We start from the raw sequence: 18,358 nt of genomic DNA on the forward strand, positions 1-18,358 counted from the left end.
ATGCAACAACCTAACAGCGGAATAGAAGCGATCATAGATCAGACACAGGACCAGCAACTTAAAACCATTGCACAGAAAATATACCGTGGCGAACGCATCAGTGAAGAAGACGGAATAGCCCTTTTTGAAAAAGGAGAACTGGCATTTGTCGGCGCCCTGGCCAATTTTACGGCACAAAGGCTGCACGGCAATAAAGTGTATTTCAACCGAAACTTTCATATTGAGCCTACCAATGTCTGCGTATTTACCTGCCATTTCTGCTCTTACTCACGACTGTACAAGCATCGTGATGAAGGATGGGAACTGAGTATGGAGCAGATGATGGATATGGTGCGTAAATATGATGGCCAGCCCGTTACCGAGGTGCACATCGTAGGGGGTGTACATCCTAAAATGAACCTTGAATTCTTCTGTGAACTGCTGCAGAAAATCAAAGCACATCGCCCCGACTTACATATTAAAGGTTTTACCGCCGTAGAGCTGGATTATATGTTCCGCAAGGCAAAACTCAGTGTGGAAGAAGGCCTGCAAAAAATGAAAGAAGCAGGGTTACAGTCTTTGCCGGGCGGCGGAGCTGAAATCTTCGATGCAGAAATTCGCGAAAAAATATGCCCGGATAAAGTGGATGCTGATGGGTGGCTGCTGATTCACGAAACCGCGCATAAGCTGGATATGCCTACCAATGCCACGATGTTGTATGGTCACTATGAGACTTATGCGCATCGCATCGACCATATGAGCCGCTTACGCGCATTACAGGACAAAACAGGCGGGTTTAACTGCTTCATTCCGCTTAAATACCGCAGCGGTGACAATGACATGAGTCATCTGGGAGAAATCAGCCTGGTGGAAGACATGCGCCTGTATGCCATATCACGCCTGTTTATGGACAATTTCCGCAATCTGAAGGCATACTGGCCTATGCTCGGAAGACAAAATGCGCAACTCAGTCTTTCTTTCGGCGTAAACGACCTGGACGGAACTATAGACGATACCACCAGGATCTATTCAATGGCGGGTTCTGAAGAACAGATCCCCACCATGAGCACCGACGACCTTTGCGATTTGATCCGCATGGTTGGTAAAGTGCCTGTAGAGCGCGATACACGTTACAACGAACTTAAGGTGTACGAAGGAGCGGAACAAGCGTTATAAAAAAGCAAAAAATACCTTCTTTAAAGTTTTGCTTTCAGGAAATTTATTTTTTATCTTCGTCCTTAAGAGGTGATCATCCTTTCGTACGAAATTGAATGACACCACCTTTAAACAACAACACAATGCGTAGATTCTTTACTATATTCCTGCTGGTACTCTCTGCTTTCGCCATGTCTGCGACGTTCTCTTCCTGTTTCTTATTCAGGCACAGAGGTCGTCCGCAATACCGTCAGGCACCGCCCCCACGCACCACCACGATAAATTATAACCGTAAAGCTATCCGGACTTCTTCCAGAGGAAAAAATTACAAAAACCAATATCGGTCCGACTGGCGCGGCCACAGAGGCGGAAGAGATCCGTATCATTACCGTGGAAGTCGTTACCGCTACTAGAAAAACAATTACCATTTATCAGAAAAGCATCTCTTCCAGGGATGCTTTTTTCATCTGCTTACATCTACATCTCATGCGACCAGAAAGAAAAGCACGGTTTGAGGAAGTATTAGCCAACAGACAGGGAAGCCTGGTACTGTTGCTGGAAAACGTGAAAGACCCGCACAACGTAGCTGCCATACTCCGCAGCGCAGATTCTGTAGGCGTTCAGGATATATACCTGCTGGATACGGACAACAGGGAAATCGAGCTTGCCGGACGCCGCGCTGCCAGAAGCGCCGAAATATGGACCAGTATCCATTCGTACAATAATCTCCCGGATTGCGTTGCGGCCATCAGGAACAGGGGATATAAAATATGGGGTACCCACCTCGGCTCCGGTGCGCACTCTCTCTACGAAATGGATCTGACAGGCCGTATAGCGCTTGCTTTCGGCAATGAACGATACGGGCTCTCCAATGAACTGCTGGATCACTGCGAAGACAATTTCATGATACCGCAAAAAGGCATGATCAGATCATTGAACGTTTCCGTCGCCTGTGCTGTGACACTTTATGAAGCATACCGGCAGCGTCAGGCTGCGGGCATGTATGATGGCGGTGGCGGATTGGATGTGGCGCATAAAAAAGAGTTGTATGCCCGGTGGACCGAACGATACAACTCTCAATCTGAAAAAGGCAGTATTGATTAGTATGCCCTCGCAAAGACTACGCGCTGAGCAGAAGGACTTCCTGTAAGGATGCATTTTCCTTCTTCCTGTGGATTGTCCAGAGGAATACAACGGATCGTCGCTTTGGTAAGCTCCTTGATCTTTTCCTCCGTTTCCGGAGTGCCGTCCCAATGTGCGTAAATAAAGCCAGGCTGTTCATCCAGCAGACGGACAAACTCTTCCCAGGTATCCGCATTTCTGCTGTTTTCTTCACGGAACTTCAATGCTTTATTGAACATTTGCTGTTGGATCTCTTCCAGCAAATCAGCTACATAATTGCTGATACCGTCAAGCGAAACAGACAGTTTTTCCTTTGTGTCCCTGCGCGCCACTTCGGCTAAGTTATTTTCCATATCGCGGGGACCTAAAGCAATACGCACGGGAACGCCGCGCAATTCGTGTTCTGCGAATTTCCACCCCGGACGATTGCTGTCGTCGTTATCATACTTCACAGAAACGCCTTTGGCGCGCAGTTCTTTGATGATCTCGCCGGCTTTTGCATCCAGGCGGGCTTTCATGGCTTCATCCTTACTGTAAATCGGAACGATCACCACCTGTAAAGGAGCAATACGCGGGGGAATCACCAGTCCTTCATCATCACTATGCGCCATTACCAGCGCACCGATCAGACGGGTGGAAACGCCCCAGGAAGTTGCCCATACATATTCAAGCTTATTTTCCTTATCGGCAAATTTCACGTCAAAAGCTTTGGCAAAATTCTGCCCCAGGAAATGTGAAGTACCCGCCTGTAAAGCTTTCCCGTCCTGCATCAGCGCTTCAATACAATAGGTATCTTCCGCGCCGGCGAAACGCTCGTTTGCACTTTTCACACCACGCAGTACCGGCAATGCCATGTACTGCTCGGCGAAGTCGGCATACACATCAAGCATTTTCTTTGTTTCCTCTATGGCTTCGGCTTTGGTAGCATGGGCTGTATGCCCTTCCTGCCAAAGGAATTCGGCCGTACGAAGGAACAGCCGCGTACGCATTTCCCAGCGCACTACGTTCGCCCACTGGTTAATCAGGATCGGCAGATCGCGATAGCTTTGTATCCAGTTTTTATAAGTATTCCAGATGATGGCTTCAGATGTGGGACGTACCACCAGCTCCTCTTCCAGACGCGCATTCGGGTCTACAATCAGCTTTCCTTTGTTGTCAGGGTCCGCTTTCAGACGATAATGCGTAACCACGGCACATTCTTTGGCAAAACCTTCGGCATTTTTTTCCTCGGCCTCAAACAGGCTTTTGGGTACGAACAAAGGGAAATAAGCATTCTGATGCCCGGTCTCCTTAAATTTGCGATCCAGCACATCCCTCATATTTTCCCAGAGGCCAAAGCCGTAAGGCTTGATCACCATACAACCTCTGACCGCCGAATAGTCGGCAAGTCCGCCTTTTAATATCAGATCGTTATACCACTGGGAGTAGTCCTGTGAACGACTTGTTAATGAATTGCCCATCCTTAAACTTTCCTTTTGATTTTATATCCTAGTTTGCAATTACTGCGCGGCAAATGTAGTAATTTCGGGTTGAGTTTTAAATGCTCCTATAATCATCAATTCTTTTTAGCGATGAAAACTTTAATGCTGACAGCAGTACTCGGTCTCACTCTGGCTACCGGAGCGCAGGCGCAAAGTGGCAATACTTATCAGGATGATATTTATTCGAACGGACCGGTGAGTTCGAAACATAAAAAAGACCGCAGCAATTATCAGTCATCGGATGCATCAGACTATGATCGTCCGTCGGATGATAATTTCAATAATAACACCTCTGCATACAGCGGCGACAATTACGTTGATTACAACGACGACGATAATTATTATTATTCGTCTTCGATCAACCGCTTTGGATCGTCCAGTTTTTATGCACGTCCCTATTTCAGCACTTTTTCCAACCCTTACTGGTATAACCCTTATTGGGTGGATCCTTATTGGGGATGGAGCCCCTGGAATAACGTAGGCGTTGGCATCAGCTTCGGTGGCGGTCCTTACTGGAGTTCTTACTGGGGATGGCAGAACTGGTATGGTTATAGTCCGTTCAACAGCTTTTATTATCCTTCCTATTACGGTGGCTGGGGTTACAGCAACTGGGGATGCGGTGGTTATTACGGCAGCTACTGGAATGGTTACTACGCCGGATTATATTCAGGATATAACAACGGCTGGGGCGGCGCTGCGAGCCGCGGTGTGACTTATGGTCCGCGCTTTTCCATGAATAATATTGCGAACAATAACATCGGCAGGACGTACAATTCTTCCGTACCAGGAGGGGGAAGAATGTCCGGTGCGATTATGCGCAATGCAGGTCCGAATTCAGGCATGAATGTAAATCCGCGTCAGGTGGATAACCAGTCATCCGGAATGCGCCCCAGAGGAGGATTTTTCGGCGGCGGCAATGCTGGTAACGTAGGTGGCGGACGCCAGTACAACAATTATAATGATGTGGCTCCGCAAAGATCTTCGATGAATATGCCTTCCGGTGGCGGACGTCCTGCAATGACCGAAATGGGTGGAAGAGGTGTTCAGAACACGATGCCCGATCAACAGCAGGGAGGTTTCCGCTCCCGTCCGGCTGATGCAGGTTTCGAACGTCAGTCTGCACCGAGCTTCGGTGGCGGTCGCGGGGCTTCTCCTTCATTCAACAGCGCTCCTGCCCGCGGATTCGGCGGTGGCGGAGGCGGTGGTGGCCGCATGGGCGGATTCGGCGGAGGTCGTCGCTAAAAACTTTCAGTATTTCAACGTATTTCCTTTTTATCGGTTGCGCTATGCAGCAGGATAAGTTGTGTTCTTATGTCTCACCTTAAATAATCTCAACAAGATGAAATTACGCGCATTTTCAGGAATAGGTATGATGACTGCCGCGCTGGCATTGTCCCAGTCGTCATATGCGCAGGACGTCCTCAACCTCGGCAAGTATGGACAGTACAATTCGTTCGGGACGGCACGCTCAATGGGCTTCGGCAATACGCTGGGCTCCGTAGGCGGAGACTTTTCATCCCTGAGCGTGAACCCTGCCGGAATAGGCATCTACAGAAGCTCGGAAGTAATGTTCACACCTGGACTTCGTTTCAGCAGCAACAACAGCATATGGCAGGGAAAATCCAGCGACGACAACAACGTGCGTTTCGGATTCAACAATATGGGTGCGGTGTTCACGGATGCTGCTTCTTCAAAAAATTACGACCGCGCCGACTGGAAGTCCACCAGCTTCGGCTTCGGACTGAACCGTGTTGCTGATTTCAACAGGACCTATAATTATAACGGGACAAGCTATAACGGATCTGCAAGCCAGTATTTTGAAGCGGATGCCTTATCTCATCCGGATGATGTAGGTCCGAACCAGGGCGCGGGCACCCCTGCTTATCTGGGATACCAGTCGTACCTGCTTTCAGGCAATTTGCTTTCGCTGGTCCCTTACACATCAGGCATCAATCAGCAACGAACCGTACAGGAAAAAGGCGGTATTACCGAAATGGCGATATCCGCAGGCGGTAATTACCGGGACAAATTACTGATCGGCGGTACATTGGGAATCGACTTCCTGAATCACAAATCCTACTCAACGATGTATGAGGAAACGATTAACGCAGCTACATCCGACAGTTTTGATCACTTCAGCTACAATGAATCCGTTCGTACCAACGGAACCGGAGTCAACCTGAAACTCGGTATGATCTACAAATTCAACAATTACTTCAGAGCAGGTCTGGCAGTGCATACTCCTACGCTCTATACGCTCAAAGAAACATCGGATAACGATATTTCCGTTACCAGCAACGTATTCGGAACGAATGGCATTTCTTCGCCTCAGAACCAGTTTGAGTATACTTATGTATCTCCAATGAAAGTGATTGCGAGCGCAACAGGCATCCTTGGTAAATATGGCTTTTTGTCGATGGATTATGAGTACGTAACCTACAATACCATGCGTTATCACTTTGAAAATTTTCCGACCGAGCAACAGCAGTACAACAGTTACATCAAATCGCTGTATACCGGTGCATCCAACTTACGTGCAGGACTGGAATTGCGGTTTGATCAATTCATGGTTCGCGGCGGATATGGCTTCTACGGTTCTCCGTTCAAACAAAAACTGTACATGAGCGACCGCAATGATTTTTCGTTCGGGATCGGATATCGCTTTGAGCAATCTTTCATAGACTTCGCAATCACGAAAAGCTATTACAAAACATACGAACAGCCCTACGTGCTGGCTAATGGCTACAACCAGCCACAGGTAGCCGAAATAAGGAACAGCCCTACTTATGGCGTGATTACGGTTGGCTGGAAACTGTAATGCCCTTTGAATATCTTTTTGAGCACCGGTATATGCCGGTGGTCTTTTTTTATACGCGCTTTACTAATTTCGCCTTATGAGCACTACCCCACTTGTTCCTGAAGATCACAAACACGTACTGGGCCTGAAACTGCCTACCGATCCCCGCTGGGTGGATCTTACCCAGCTGAGCATCGGAGACATACTCACAGACCATGCTTATTGTGAGCAAAAGGCGGCTACTTCCTGCATTTCGCTGATACAGACGTTTTCAGAATGTACCGAGATGGTACGCGCGCTTGCACCTGTGGTGACGGAAGAATGGGGCCATTTCAGAGCTGTGCTCGCAGAGCTGGATAAACGGGGACTTCCGTTGGGGCGACAGCGCAAGGACCATTATGTGAATGCGCTGCGCGCGTTTGAACGGAAACACGACAAGCGCATGGACCGCGTTGCGGAACGTCTGATCGGATTTGCGCTCATCGAAGCCCGGAGCTGTGAAAGGTTCCGCCTTTTATCTTTATACGTAAACGATGCGCAGCTGCGTGAATTCTATCACAAGTTCATGGTGGCCGAAGCAGGCCATTACCGCCTGATGATCGACTTGGCAGCTTTGTATATGGCACCGGAAAAGGTGGAACAACGCTGGCAGGAGTATCTTGACTATGAAGCGGAGATCATGCAGCAATTGGAGATTAAAGGAGACCGTATACACTAAAAACGGACAATGTCAGACCTGAACGCAAAGCAACAACAGCAGCTAAATGCCGGACTCCCGGAAGATCTGCGACCGGCAGTGCTGGATTATATCAGTGAAGAACAACTGCTGGCTGCACTTGCCGACCGCGTGGCGTATATGCTGCAGCACCAGAGCGGTGTCTTTTTTCAATTGATGTACAAAATAGACGTCCGGGAAGATCTGCTGCGTGAGGCGATGCTTCAGCAGGATGTGAACCTGGCAATTGCAAAACTCATCCTGGACAGGCGCCTGGCGTCGGTACGCTCTAAAAAAGAAAACCCGGCCAATCGCGACACCGACAGTGACCTGAGTTGGTAAAGTACCTTTCCGTTTTTGGAGAATTACCGTTAATTTTGCCGTCCAAAATCAAGACAAATTAACAACACAGAGTTATGGGTCGCATATTTGAAGTAAGGAAAGCCACCATGTTTGCCCGCTACGATCGTATGGCAAAACAATTCAGCCGTATCGGAAAGGAAATCGTGATCGCCGTTAAAAAAAGCGGCCCCGACGCAAACACCAACCCTGCGCTGCGCCGTATCATTCAGAATGCGAAGAGCGTGAACATGCCTAAAGACCGCATCGAATCGGCTATTAAAAACGCACTCGGAAAAGATACCAGCAACTACGAAGAGGTTATCTATGAAGGATACGGGCCTCATGGCATTGCGCTGATGGTGGTTACTGCTACAGACAATACCACCCGCACCGTGGCAAACGTACGTTCCCATTTTAATAAGGGCGGCGGAAACCTCGGCAACAGCGGTTCCGTAGGGTTTATGTTCAAGCACCTCGGAACCTTCAAGCTGAATCCGGAGGGATTGAATCCGGAAGACCTTGAGCTGGAACTCATTGATGCCGGACTGGAAGAACTAGGTGAAGACTCTGAAGGCAACCTGATCGTGCGCTGCGGATTTACCGACTTTGGCAATATGCAGAAAGCACTGGAGGAAAGAAATATCATTCCTGTCTCATCAGAAATCCAGTGGATCCCCGAAAATACGGTCGCCATCAGCGACGAACAGGCTGAGGACGTTTTAAAACTGATCGCGCGCCTGGAAGAAGATGATGACGTACAGCTCGTATTCCACAATATGGCTTAACCATTAACCGTATTGATGGAACACCGTAAAAAACATTTTTCCCCGAGACCCAAATCTCCATTGCCTTTGCTGGTAGGTCGCAAGCCTGTCGCAGAGGCACTGGAGCAGGGGCAGTCCGTAGAAAAGATTTTCCTGCTGAGAAGCGCCACCGGCGAAGATATCAGCCATATCAAACAACTGGCAAAAGAACGGAACGTCCCCGTAAGCCAGGTACCGGTAGAGAAACTGAACAACCTGACAAAAACGCAGCATCAGGGAGTCATCGCCTGGACAAGCCTGCTGGAGTATGTAGACCTGCAGGAAGCGATCAGCTTTATTACCGATAAAGGACAAGTGCCGCTTTTCGTATTGCTTGACGGAGTAACTGATGTACGTAATGTGGGCGCTATTGCACGCAGCGCGCTTTGCTGCGGAGCCCAGGGACTGATCCTTCCCACATCCCACGCCGCATCGCTTACGGAAGAAGCCATTAAAACATCCGCCGGTGCACTCAGGCAGATCATGCTCTGCCGCATTCCTTCCGTACCGCAGGCGATAGATATTCTGCGCCTGAATGGGATACAGGTACTGGGTACACATCTGAAAGCCAGCGTGCCTGTTTTTGAAGCAGATTTTACGGCTCCGTCAGCGATTGTAATGGGAGCAGAAGATACGGGTATCGGCAAAGATGTGATTAAACGTGCCGATCAGCTCATACATATTCCTATGGCCAACTCTTTTGATTCGCTCAATGTATCTGTAGCTGCGGGAATGATTTTATATGAAGCAGCGAAGCAACGGCTGCTTCAGTGATCTAAAAATATCCGAAGTACACTCCCGCATTCCGGGAATATTCTATATTTATCTCATCCCCCTCGTTCAATATCATAAAGTCCTGCTCCTCCACCTGTATACTCAACCTGGTGGCAGAATTCAGGTAAAAATGGAACGTATTGTTGTGCGGGAGGAACGTTTTCTTTTCGATCATCACCCGTTCCACCACTTTTACCCGCTGCTTCATATCCTTGATGATCTTCGAGAGTTCCGTGCGCCGGGAAAAGCGTACGGCAAACAAAAAAAGCACACATAAAATCAGGAGTGTGATAAAGTAATTTTCCCAGGAAAAAACCGTGACCGTATTAAAGGGCCATTTGTCACTGCGTACATTTTTCCAGCCGCCGGCAAACGAGATACAGACGGCACCTATCAGCAATATCCGCACCAGCAAACGGTATGTGCGTACCTGCTTACCGGCCTTCTTCTGGAGAAAAGCGAGCTCGGATGGCGTCAGCGCCTCGAGATAATAATCGTTCCGGCCCGGTAGTGACAAATGTTGCTGTTTTTTATTTTTCCGGCGTTTCTTCCAGACGTTCCACCGTTATAATACCCTCTAACCCTGCAAGTTCATGACACAGACGCTCGAATTCGTCCTTATCATGCACATACACCATGATCGTTCCTTCAAAAATACCGTCCTGCGAGTCGATACTGATGGAGCGCATATTCATATTCAGACTGTCGGAAATGATATTCGTGATCTTACGGATAACGCCCACATCGTCAAGACCTGTGATGCGCACACCGCTGAGGAAAGAAATTTCTTTGTTTTTAGCCCATTTGGTTTTGACAACCCTGTGACCATAATGTGATAGCAGGCGAGCCGCATTCGGACAGTCGGCCCGATGGATCTTCAATCCTTCGCCCGCGGTAATAAATCCGAACACATCATCTCCCGGGATAGGCTGGCAGCATTGCGCGAGCTTGTACAATATCTTATCAGAAGACTCACCGAATATAATCAGTTCCGTCCCTTTGGGTGGCTTCTGGCGTTGTATTTCTTCATTGGAAAGAGCAGGTGCGGCATGCTTCAGTTCCTGCACTTTTGCAGGGGGCACCAGCTTGTCTCCGTTCACTGAAAAGTCTTTCAGTTCTTTGATGTCGATATTTCCTACGGCAATCGCGTAGAATACATCCAGAGCCGATTGCTTTTTAAAATGTGTTACCAGTTCGGCAATATTATGTGCATTCATTGCCGCACCCATGTGAGACAATTTGCGTTCCACAATTTCTTTGCCGCCCTCGGCGATCTTACGTTTCTGCTCCTTTAAGTAGTATTTGATACGCGACTTGGCTTTCGCTGTTACCACAAAGTTCAGCCAGTCCTCGCCCGGCTTCTGTTTGCCGGAGCTGATCACCTCTATCTGATCTCCGCTTTTCAGCGCATGACTCAGTGGCACCAGTTTATAATTCACTTTCGCACCGATACAGCGCGCGCCCAGTTCAGAGTGGATATCAAATGCAAAATCAAGTGCCGTGGCCCCTTTCGGCAATACACGCATATCACCTTTCGGCGTATACACGTAGATCTCTTCGGTAAACAGATCCAGCTTGAAATCCTGCATAAAGTCCAGCGCATCTGTATCGGGACTGTTCAGCACATCGCGCAGATGATGCAGCCACGCATCCAGTTTATTTTCCTGTGGCTTCGGAACGCCTTCTTTGTATTTCCAGTGAGCTGCAAGTCCCTTTTCCGCAATCGCGTTCATGCGTTCGGACTTTATCTGCACTTCCACCCAGCGCCCTCCCGGGCCCATTACGGTTGTATGCAGCGCCTCATAGCCATTTCCCTTGGGTACGCTCAGCCAGTCGCGTAATCGTTCGGGACTGGGCCGGTAAAAGTTTGTTATGATCGAATATACCTTCCAGCAGTCTTCCCGCTCTTTTTCATATTCAGAATCTAGCACGATACGGATCGCGAACAGGTCGTACACTTCCTCAAACGTCACATGTTTTGTCCGGATCTTATTCCAGATTGAATTGATCGATTTCGGACGGCCGTATATATCGAAGTTAAATCCCGCCTTAACGAGTTCCTCTTTAATAGGACGGATGAATTCGTTGATATAACGCGTGCGTTCACGTTTCGTTTCCTTCAGCCTGTTCGCTATGGAAGTGTAAGTTTCCGGTTGTGTGTATTTCAGCGCGAGATCTTCGAGCTCGGATTTTATTTCATAAAGACCGAGACGGTGTGCGAGCGGTGCATAGATATAAGTCGTTTCGGAACATATTTTCAGTTGCTTATCTCTCGCCATGCTTCCGAGCGTCCGCATATTATGCAGCCTGTCAGCAAGCTTGATCAGGATCACACGCGGATCTTCGGCAAGCGCCATCAGAATTTTCCGGAAGTTTTCTGCCTGCATCGAAGTTTCGGCATTGCCGTCTACCACGTTGGCAATTTTTGTGAGTCCGTCGATGATCTTGGCAATGGTAGTGCCAAATTCCTGCTGCATGTCTTCAAGCGTAAGCTCGGTATCCTCCACAACATCGTGCAGTAAAGCACATATAACGGAGGTCACGCCCAGGCTGATCTCTTCCACCACAATGCGTGCCACGGCAAGCGGATGCAGAATGTACGGCTCACCGGATTTGCGGCGCATATCCTTATGAGCATCGGCCGAAATTTCAAACGCACGGCGAATCAGCTTTTTGTCCCCTTTTTTTATGCGCGATTTCAAAGCGCGGAGCAAAGCGCGGTATTCTCTCAGAATGAGCTTCTTTTCTTCTTCTTCGTTTAAGTTGTAATCTCCCATAAATTTCTATTGCCAATTTAAACCACGTACCTATATCTACCAAATCGCCAATGCTGATAAAATATTTTTTAGAAAAAATAAAACAATTTGAAAGTATGGCACGGTATTTGCTACATACTATATGTTTCATTTTATATACGGTTTATTGGTTTAAAAGGTCCCTATTCCTAGGGACCTTTTTATTTTGAATGCTTTTTAATTTTATTCAAAAAAAATATTTTAATCGAATCACAGATACAGACTTTGGCACGGTATTTGCTAGATATAAGTAGTTTCATTTTATATACGGTTTATTGGTTAGGCGGTCTTTATTCTTAAGGACCGCTTTTTTTGTGCGCTTTTGGATCGGATCATCATAAAAAAAGGCACGTGCAGCGCACGTACCCTTTACACACAAATAAAAATCTTACTATATCTGCTTTAATTCTGAAGCGAGCTCCTGCAGTACTTTCTTTGCATCACCAAACAACATGGATGTTTTGGGACGGAAAAACAAAGCGTTTTCAATACCTGCATAGCCCGGTTTCATACTCCGTTTATTCACGATCACATGATCGGCCTTTTCCACCTCCAGGATCGGCATGCCATAAATGGGACTGGAAGGATCTTCTTTCGCAGCGGGATTCACAACATCATTTGCACCCAATATCAGCACCACATTCGTAGAAGCCATCTGATCGTTGGCATCCTCCATTTCCAGCAATTTATCATAGGAAACATCCGCTTCTGCAAGCAATACATTCATATGACCCGGCATACGTCCTGCTACCGGGTGGATACCGTAAGTGACCTCCACCCCTCTTTCGGTTAGCATTTTTTCTATTTCATGGCAGACATGCTGGGCCTGCGCCACTGCCAGACCATAACCGGGAATGATACATACTTTGGTTGCATAGGCCATAAGCGTTGCGGTGTCGTTCAGTGATATTTCTTTATAGCTACCCTGCTCACCGGCCGCTGAAGGTCGACCTGCTTTTGTACCGCCGAATGCACCCACAAGTACGTTTTTCAGAGAACGGTTCATCGCTTTGCACATGAGCATGGTGAGGATCGTTCCGGCAGAACCTACCAGAATACCCCCGGTAAGCATTACGGGATTATTGTACAGAAATCCTCCAAAAGCAGCCGCCACGCCCGTGAAAGAATTCAACAGGGAAATGACCACAGGCATATCCGCCCCTCCGATAGGCATCACAAAAAGCACACCATAAACAGCTGCCACTGCCAGAATCGTGTAAAACAGCCATGGCTCCTGGCTGAACCCGCCAATTACCGCAACAGCAGACACCAGAAGAACTCCCCACAACACAAAGTTGACAACCTGCGCGCCGGGGATCACCTTGTCCTTTATTTTCCCGTTCAGCTTACCCCAGGCAATGATGCTTCCTGCAAAGGAAACCGTACCGATGATCATACCGAGAACGATCACCAGCAACATACCTGTAGGAGGGTTTTCCGTATGATGGTATTCGATTACGGAAATCAGCATCGCACAGGCCCCTCCCATTCCGTTGAACAGACTCACCATTTCCGGCATCGCGGTCATCTGTACTTTCTTTGCTGCAAGTGTACCTAATACGGTACCGATTGCCAGTCCTGCGAAAATCCAGCCGTAATTACCCAGACGGTAGCCGTGATCGTCTTTATATAAAAATATGGTAGCCGCAATTGCCAGCCCCATACCAAAGGCCGCGACTTTATTACCTTTTCTTGCCGAATCGGGATGAGACAGCATTTTCAATCCGAGAATGAACGTGACCGATCCGATCAGGTAGCAGATATTCAGGAAGATATTGGCCCAGTCCGTAGGCGGAACGCCGGAATTAGAAAGAAAATCCATAATGCCTGTTGAAGTTTAAAGATTACTTGTTGTTTTTCTTTTTGGAGAACATCTCGAGCATACGATCTGTTACGACAAAACCTCCCACCACATTCAGCGTACCGAGGATCACCGCAAGAAAGCCCAGTATGAGGGCGAGATAATCGTCGGGAGGAGCTTGTCCCATAACAATGATCGCACCGATGATCACGACGCCATGAATTGCATTGGCTCCGCTCATCAGCGGGGTATGCAGCACCGACGGGACGCGGCCGATCACCTCCACACCAAGAAATATTGACAATATCACGATCGTAAGCAGGCGATACGCTGCAGGATCGGAAAACAGGGATTCTATAAAGTCCATAAAATTAATTTTTAAGATGAAGCAATTGTTGCAGCCACGCGTTCATTGGTTATTTGTCCGTTGTGCGTAATACAGGTACCCTTTACAAGGTCGTCGTCGAAATTCAGGACCAGTCCGCCGTTTGCATCAATAAGGAGTTTCATGAAGTTCAGCACGTTCTTGGCATATAAGCGACTGGCATCTGCCGGCATCTGAGCCGAAAGTGCCGAATTGCCGATAATAGAAACACCTTTGTGCTGCACCGTCTCACGGTCTTTTGTCAGGTCCGTATTGCCTCCGGTAGCAGACGCCAGATCGACGATCACGGATCCCGCCCTCATATCCTCAATCATTTCCCGCGTGATCAGCACCGGAGCTTTACGTCCCGGAATCTGCGCGGTGGTGATAATGATGTCATTCCTGCGGATATGTTCGTGGATCTTTTCTTTTTGCTTTTGCTGAAATGCTTCTGATTGCTCTACAGCATAGCCACCGGCTCCGGAAGCATCGGCTGCGCCTTCCACTTCAATGAATTTAGCACCGAGACTCGCTACTTCTTCTTTAACTGCCGGCCGCGTATCGAACACTTCCACCACCGCCCCGAGCCTGCGTGCTGTAGCAATCGCCTGCAATCCGGCCACACCCGCGCCCAATATCATCACCTTGGCGGGAGGAATGCTGCCCGCAGCGGTCATCAGCATCGGCATATAGCGACCATACTGGTATGCGGCAAGCAACACAGCTTTATAACCGGCGATATTTGCCTGGGAGCTCAACACATCCATACTCTGTGCGCGTGTGGTGCGCGGTATCGTATCCAGTGAAAAAACCGTCCACTTACGATTGGCCCAATCTCGCATCTGAGCCCCGTTGAACAGGGGTTGAAACACGCCCATGACAACCAGGTTTTCCCGACGGATCTCATCCAGATTTTCGGGATGAACAGACAAAAGGATATCTGCACCTTCAATGATACCGGCGGCATCTTTCAAATCTGCGCCGGCATCTGTATAAGCGGCATCTGTATAAAACGATTGTGCACCTGCCCCCGGTTCCATCCATACCGTAATATTCATTTTACGCAGCGCCTGCACCACTTCGGGGACCAGCGAAACCCTTGTCTCCGGAGCCTGTTCTTTTAAAACACCTACAATCATTATGCTGTTGCTTTTAGGTTGTAAAAACGAAAGATATTATAAAAAATCGTGGTTTCCAAGCATTCGAAAAAAGCTGTTGTCTGATCGTCCTGCGTGAATTTTGTTTACATTTACGGACTTAAAACCTTGTAACAGACAACCGACAATGAAAAAACTCCTGACCGTACTGTTCCTTACTGCTGCTACCTGCTTCCATGTTTCGGCCCAGTATTCCAACGAAACCATACAGGTAGGACAAAAAGCTCCGGAACTTGTTTTCAACGACCCGAACGACCAGAAGCTTACGCTTTCCGAAATCAACAAAGGACGCTATATCATCCTGGATTTCTGGGCTTCGTGGTGCGGCCCCTGCCGCCGCTCAAATCCGGGCCTGGTAAAAACCTATAATGACTTTAAAGACAAAACTTTTAAAAATGCCAAAAAGGGATTCACAGTGGTGAGCGTTTCCCTCGATCAGTCTAAAGACGCCTGGGTACAGGCAATTCAAAAAGACGGACTGGCATGGCCTTACCACATGAGCGATCTGGGTGGCTGGCATTCCAAGGCAGCGGAAATCTACGGTGTGAGCTATATTCCGCAGGCTTTCCTGGTAGGACCCGACGGAAAAATCCTCAAAAAATTCCAGATGGGCGAAGAACCGGCTGAAGAACTGAAAAAATATTTAAAATAAACAAACAAACAGCAGAGAAATTCGTACCTTCGCACACGATTTCGTAAACAGTATGGCAAAATCCATACATAAAACAAATTATTAGCAATGAAAAAAAGTATCCATCCGGAAAGCTATCGTCTTGTAGTATTCAAAGACATGTCTAATGAAACTTCATTTCTGACACGCTCTACAGCAGCCACCAAAGAAACGATCGTATGGGAAGACGGTAACGAGTATCCGGTTATCAAAATAGAGATCTCCAATACTTCTCACCCGTTCTATACCGGTAAATCTGTATTCGTTGACACGGCAGGACGTATCGAGAAATTCAAAAACCGTTACGCGAAGAAATCCTAAGCGACGGTTCTTTTTCCCGTTATTTATTAAATCCCGACTTTCGTTGGGATTTTTTTTATAAGCACAATGAACTACGTTTTATTCGATCCTCACTGGCGCAGGCAACTGCTTCCGTTCACGCATACCCGTCCCGTGGCAGATATCCGCTGCGGCATCATGACCATGCGCGAACGTTGGGAACATTTCTGTGCGACGGACACCAGCACTTTGTGTCCGGATTATATGCAGGGTGTATTTCCGCATGCCGGAGCAGGTGCCTGTCTTTATCTGAACGGAGCCGTGTTTGCAGATGCTCAGCTGTGGAAAGCCGTCTCATCATTACAGGCCGGGCAAGCCCTTATAGCCGGCACCATGATCGTTGCCGTATGCACGGATGAGTCCTGGACAAAACCGTATGAGTCATTCGAAGTTTTTGCACAGACAAACGACATGGTCGTATACGATGGCTCCGCTGCTTGTCTGCAACAGGTGTGGGATATATTCCGGCAGAACGGAAAAGCAATCGGTGAAGACTTTGCATTACTTACGCAGGGCCGCAGTTCTGCACCTGTTCCGGAGTATGTAACGACGGTGAATTCCGGACAGATATTTATCGAACCGGGAGCGGTAATTGCGCCCTGTATCCTGAACGCTTCTTCCGGCCCCATCTACATTGCCGCAGACGCAGAGATTATGGACGGCAGCCTTGTAAGAGGACCGTTTGCGCTGGGAAAACATGCGGTGCTGAAAATGGGCGCGAAAGTATACGGACCCACCACTATCGGCGACGGTTGTAAAGTAGGCGGTGAAGTAAGCAATGTGGTATTCTTTGCCAACAGCAATAAAGGCCATGACGGATTTCTCGGCAATACGGTTGTGGGCGAATGGTGCAACTTCGGCGCCGATTCCAACTGCAGCAACCTGAAAAACAATTACGACCTCGTAAAGATATGGGACGAAGATGCGGATAAGCTGATCAATACAGGTCTTCAGTTCTGCGGGCTGATGATGGGCGATCATTCTAAATGCGGGATCAATACCATGTTCAATACAGGAACTATAGTGGGCGTCAGTGCAAATATTTTCGGAAGCGGCTTCCCAGACAAGTTTGTTCCTTCATTCAGCTGGGGCGCCTGCGACAGCACCGAAGTGTACCAGTTCGATAAAGCGATGGAAACTGCCGGACGCATGATGGAGCGCCGCGGAAAAACAATGAGCGAAGCCGAAAAAGCGATGCTGCAATATGTATTCGACCATCGTAAACATTCACATTAAAAACACACAAAAACACACCAAGATATGCGTAAACAAATAGTTGCCGGCAATTGGAAAATGAACCTCACCGTTACTGAGGGACAGGCGCTCGTACAGCAGGTACTGGAGCAGCTTCCGGAACTTTCTGCACAAAAACAGGTTATTTTCGGAACCCCTTTTCTGCATTTATGCCAGGCTGTTGCACAGACAAAGGATACAGCAAATGTGGGCGTGGCTGCACAGAATTGTCACCACCAGGCATCGGGTGCTTATACGGGTGAAATTGCTGCCGGCATGCTGCAGGCGGCAGGTGTTCAGTCTGTGATCATCGGGCATTCCGAACGCCGTATGTACAACCATGAAGACAATGCGTTGCTCGCGAAAAAAGTGGATGCCGCACTGGCTGCGAATCTGCATGTAATATTCTGCTGCGGGGAATCGCTGGACATCCGCGATGCAGACACTCAGAATGCTTTTGTGGAGCAACAACTGAACGAGAGTATTTTCCACCTCAGCGCTGAGCAAATGGCACAGGTAACGATCGCTTACGAACCTATCTGGGCTATCGGTACAGGTCGTACTGCAAGTGCGGCGCAGGCGCAGGACATGCATGCTCATATCCGGGGAGTGCTTGCAGCGAAATATGGCGAAAGCATCAGCCAGCAGACAAGCATTCTGTATGGCGGCAGCTGTAAGGCATCCAACGCGGTGGAGTTGTTCTCCTGTCCGGACGTGGATGGCGGACTCATTGGCGGAGCCTCTTTACTGGCCGACGATTTCCTGGGCATCATCCGTGCGATGGTCAGCACACGCTAAATATTTTTCCGAAAAAATTTGGAGGGAACAAAA

19 protein-coding genes are annotated in these 18,358 nt (G+C 48.3%); 13 read left to right on the top strand and 6 right to left on the bottom strand.

All coding sequences use genetic code 11. From position 1 onward, the window contains the following. From mqnE to ABD846_RS10185, 3 genes are all read left to right on the top strand, one after another. Positions 1-1,155 carry an aminofutalosine synthase MqnE gene (gene mqnE / locus ABD846_RS10175; RefSeq protein WP_344826201.1) on the top strand — a complete coding sequence of 385 codons (1,155 nt, stop codon included), beginning with the start codon at positions 1-3 and terminating at the stop codon, positions 1,153-1,155. A gap of 122 nt (positions 1,156-1,277) precedes the next feature. Beyond that, positions 1,278-1,547 (top strand): hypothetical protein, encoded by a 270-nt coding sequence (locus tag ABD846_RS10180; RefSeq protein WP_344826204.1) that lies wholly within the window; start codon positions 1,278-1,280, stop codon positions 1,545-1,547. A 73-nt stretch (positions 1,548-1,620) separates the two neighbouring features. Further along, on the top strand, positions 1,621-2,238 hold the full coding sequence (locus ABD846_RS10185) for a TrmH family RNA methyltransferase (RefSeq protein ID WP_344826207.1): 618 nt from the start codon (positions 1,621-1,623) through the stop codon (positions 2,236-2,238). On the opposite strand, the gene proS is transcribed toward ABD846_RS10185, so the two are convergent. Then, positions 2,235-3,716 carry a proline--tRNA ligase gene (proS, locus tag ABD846_RS10190; RefSeq protein WP_344826210.1) on the bottom strand — a complete coding sequence of 494 codons (1,482 nt, stop codon included), beginning with the start codon at positions 3,714-3,716 and terminating at the stop codon, positions 2,235-2,237. The two genes, ABD846_RS10185 and proS, sit on opposite strands and share 4 nt — an antisense overlap. Before the next feature lie 111 nt (positions 3,717-3,827). On the opposite strand from proS, the gene ABD846_RS10195 reads away from it, so the two are divergent. From ABD846_RS10195 to rlmB, 6 genes are all read left to right on the top strand, one after another. Further along, complete coding sequence (locus ABD846_RS10195) at positions 3,828-4,979, top strand: hypothetical protein (protein WP_344826213.1); 1,152 nt, start codon at positions 3,828-3,830, stop codon at positions 4,977-4,979. 97 nt (positions 4,980-5,076) lie between these two features. Next, complete coding sequence (locus ABD846_RS10200) at positions 5,077-6,555, top strand: hypothetical protein (protein ID WP_344826217.1); 1,479 nt, start codon at positions 5,077-5,079, stop codon at positions 6,553-6,555. 76 nt (positions 6,556-6,631) lie between these two features. Continuing rightward, entirely contained in the window at positions 6,632-7,252 is a 621-nt protein-coding gene (locus ABD846_RS10205; RefSeq protein WP_344826220.1) for a MiaE family protein, read from the top strand. A 9-nt stretch (positions 7,253-7,261) separates the two neighbouring features. Beyond that, positions 7,262-7,591, top strand: coding sequence for a hypothetical protein (locus ABD846_RS10210; RefSeq protein ID WP_344826223.1), 330 nt, complete (start codon positions 7,262-7,264; stop codon positions 7,589-7,591). A 74-nt stretch (positions 7,592-7,665) separates the two neighbouring features. Next, on the top strand, positions 7,666-8,376 hold the full coding sequence (locus tag ABD846_RS10215; RefSeq protein WP_344826226.1) for a YebC/PmpR family DNA-binding transcriptional regulator: 711 nt from the start codon (positions 7,666-7,668) through the stop codon (positions 8,374-8,376). Between the two features lie 15 nt (positions 8,377-8,391). Further along, positions 8,392-9,168 (top strand): 23S rRNA (guanosine(2251)-2'-O)-methyltransferase RlmB, encoded by a 777-nt coding sequence (gene rlmB, locus ABD846_RS10220; RefSeq protein ID WP_344826229.1) that lies wholly within the window; start codon positions 8,392-8,394, stop codon positions 9,166-9,168. A gap of 1 nt (position 9,169) precedes the next feature. Here rlmB and ABD846_RS10225 read toward each other — a convergent pair whose 3' ends face one another. The 5 genes from ABD846_RS10225 to ABD846_RS10245 form a co-directional block, all read right to left on the bottom strand. Continuing rightward, complete coding sequence (locus tag ABD846_RS10225; protein ID WP_344826232.1) at positions 9,170-9,685, bottom strand: hypothetical protein; 516 nt, start codon at positions 9,683-9,685, stop codon at positions 9,170-9,172. Positions 9,686-9,698: 13 nt separating this feature from the next. Continuing rightward, complete coding sequence (locus tag ABD846_RS10230) at positions 9,699-11,945, bottom strand: RelA/SpoT family protein (RefSeq protein ID WP_344826235.1); 2,247 nt, start codon at positions 11,943-11,945, stop codon at positions 9,699-9,701. A 409-nt stretch (positions 11,946-12,354) separates the two neighbouring features. Then, complete coding sequence (locus ABD846_RS10235; RefSeq protein ID WP_344826238.1) at positions 12,355-13,785, bottom strand: NAD(P)(+) transhydrogenase (Re/Si-specific) subunit beta; 1,431 nt, start codon at positions 13,783-13,785, stop codon at positions 12,355-12,357. 22 nt (positions 13,786-13,807) lie between these two features. Beyond that, entirely contained in the window at positions 13,808-14,131 is a 324-nt protein-coding gene (locus tag ABD846_RS10240) for an NAD(P) transhydrogenase subunit alpha part 2 (protein WP_344826241.1), read from the bottom strand. 11 nt (positions 14,132-14,142) lie between these two features. Beyond that, on the bottom strand, positions 14,143-15,267 hold the full coding sequence (locus ABD846_RS10245; RefSeq protein ID WP_344826244.1) for a Re/Si-specific NAD(P)(+) transhydrogenase subunit alpha: 1,125 nt from the start codon (positions 15,265-15,267) through the stop codon (positions 14,143-14,145). Between the two features lie 145 nt (positions 15,268-15,412). On the opposite strand from ABD846_RS10245, the gene ABD846_RS10250 reads away from it, so the two are divergent. From ABD846_RS10250 to tpiA, 4 genes are all read left to right on the top strand, one after another. Beyond that, positions 15,413-15,937: a TlpA family protein disulfide reductase gene (locus ABD846_RS10250; RefSeq protein WP_344826247.1), complete on the top strand. Its 525-nt coding sequence runs from the start codon at positions 15,413-15,415 to the stop codon at positions 15,935-15,937. An 87-nt stretch (positions 15,938-16,024) separates the two neighbouring features. Beyond that, positions 16,025-16,276, top strand: a complete 252-nt coding sequence (locus ABD846_RS10255) for a type B 50S ribosomal protein L31 (protein ID WP_344826251.1) — start codon at positions 16,025-16,027, stop codon at positions 16,274-16,276. A gap of 66 nt (positions 16,277-16,342) precedes the next feature. Next, complete coding sequence (locus ABD846_RS10260) at positions 16,343-17,530, top strand: GlmU family protein (RefSeq protein WP_344826253.1); 1,188 nt, start codon at positions 16,343-16,345, stop codon at positions 17,528-17,530. A gap of 24 nt (positions 17,531-17,554) precedes the next feature. Then, positions 17,555-18,325, top strand: coding sequence for a triose-phosphate isomerase (gene tpiA / locus ABD846_RS10265; protein ID WP_344826256.1), 771 nt, complete (start codon positions 17,555-17,557; stop codon positions 18,323-18,325). Positions 18,326-18,358: the final 33 nt, after the last annotated feature.

Origin of the sequence: Rurimicrobium arvi, assembly GCF_039540495.1 — a bacterium.
In the GTDB taxonomy this organism is placed as follows: domain Bacteria; phylum Bacteroidota; class Bacteroidia; order Chitinophagales; family Chitinophagaceae; genus Rurimicrobium; species Rurimicrobium arvi.

Bases quoted from the DNA above. Each gene is read 5' to 3' on its own strand.
- ABD846_RS10180 (WP_344826204.1), top strand. From the start codon at position 1,278: ATGCGTAGATTCTTTACTATATTCCTGCTGGTACTCTCTGCTTTCGCC.
- mqnE (WP_344826201.1), top strand. From the start codon at position 1: ATGCAACAACCTAACAGCGGAATAGAAGCGATCATAGATCAGACACAG.
- ABD846_RS10195 (WP_344826213.1), top strand. From the start codon at position 3,828: ATGAAAACTTTAATGCTGACAGCAGTACTCGGTCTCACTCTGGCTACC.
- ABD846_RS10215 (WP_344826226.1), top strand. From the start codon at position 7,666: ATGGGTCGCATATTTGAAGTAAGGAAAGCCACCATGTTTGCCCGCTAC.
- tpiA (WP_344826256.1), top strand. From the start codon at position 17,555: ATGCGTAAACAAATAGTTGCCGGCAATTGGAAAATGAACCTCACCGTT.
- ABD846_RS10240 (WP_344826241.1), bottom strand. From the start codon at position 14,131: ATGGACTTTATAGAATCCCTGTTTTCCGATCCTGCAGCGTATCGCCTG.
- ABD846_RS10230 (WP_344826235.1), bottom strand. From the start codon at position 11,945: ATGGGAGATTACAACTTAAACGAAGAAGAAGAAAAGAAGCTCATTCTG.
- ABD846_RS10205 (WP_344826220.1), top strand. From the start codon at position 6,632: ATGAGCACTACCCCACTTGTTCCTGAAGATCACAAACACGTACTGGGC.
- ABD846_RS10200 (WP_344826217.1), top strand. From the start codon at position 5,077: ATGAAATTACGCGCATTTTCAGGAATAGGTATGATGACTGCCGCGCTG.
- proS (WP_344826210.1), bottom strand. From the start codon at position 3,716: ATGGGCAATTCATTAACAAGTCGTTCACAGGACTACTCCCAGTGGTAT.
- ABD846_RS10185 (WP_344826207.1), top strand. From the start codon at position 1,621: ATGCGACCAGAAAGAAAAGCACGGTTTGAGGAAGTATTAGCCAACAGA.
- rlmB (WP_344826229.1), top strand. From the start codon at position 8,392: ATGGAACACCGTAAAAAACATTTTTCCCCGAGACCCAAATCTCCATTG.
- ABD846_RS10210 (WP_344826223.1), top strand. From the start codon at position 7,262: ATGTCAGACCTGAACGCAAAGCAACAACAGCAGCTAAATGCCGGACTC.
- ABD846_RS10255 (WP_344826251.1), top strand. From the start codon at position 16,025: ATGAAAAAAAGTATCCATCCGGAAAGCTATCGTCTTGTAGTATTCAAA.
- ABD846_RS10250 (WP_344826247.1), top strand. From the start codon at position 15,413: ATGAAAAAACTCCTGACCGTACTGTTCCTTACTGCTGCTACCTGCTTC.
- ABD846_RS10235 (WP_344826238.1), bottom strand. From the start codon at position 13,785: ATGGATTTTCTTTCTAATTCCGGCGTTCCGCCTACGGACTGGGCCAAT.
- ABD846_RS10260 (WP_344826253.1), top strand. From the start codon at position 16,343: ATGAACTACGTTTTATTCGATCCTCACTGGCGCAGGCAACTGCTTCCG.
- ABD846_RS10245 (WP_344826244.1), bottom strand. From the start codon at position 15,267: ATGATTGTAGGTGTTTTAAAAGAACAGGCTCCGGAGACAAGGGTTTCG.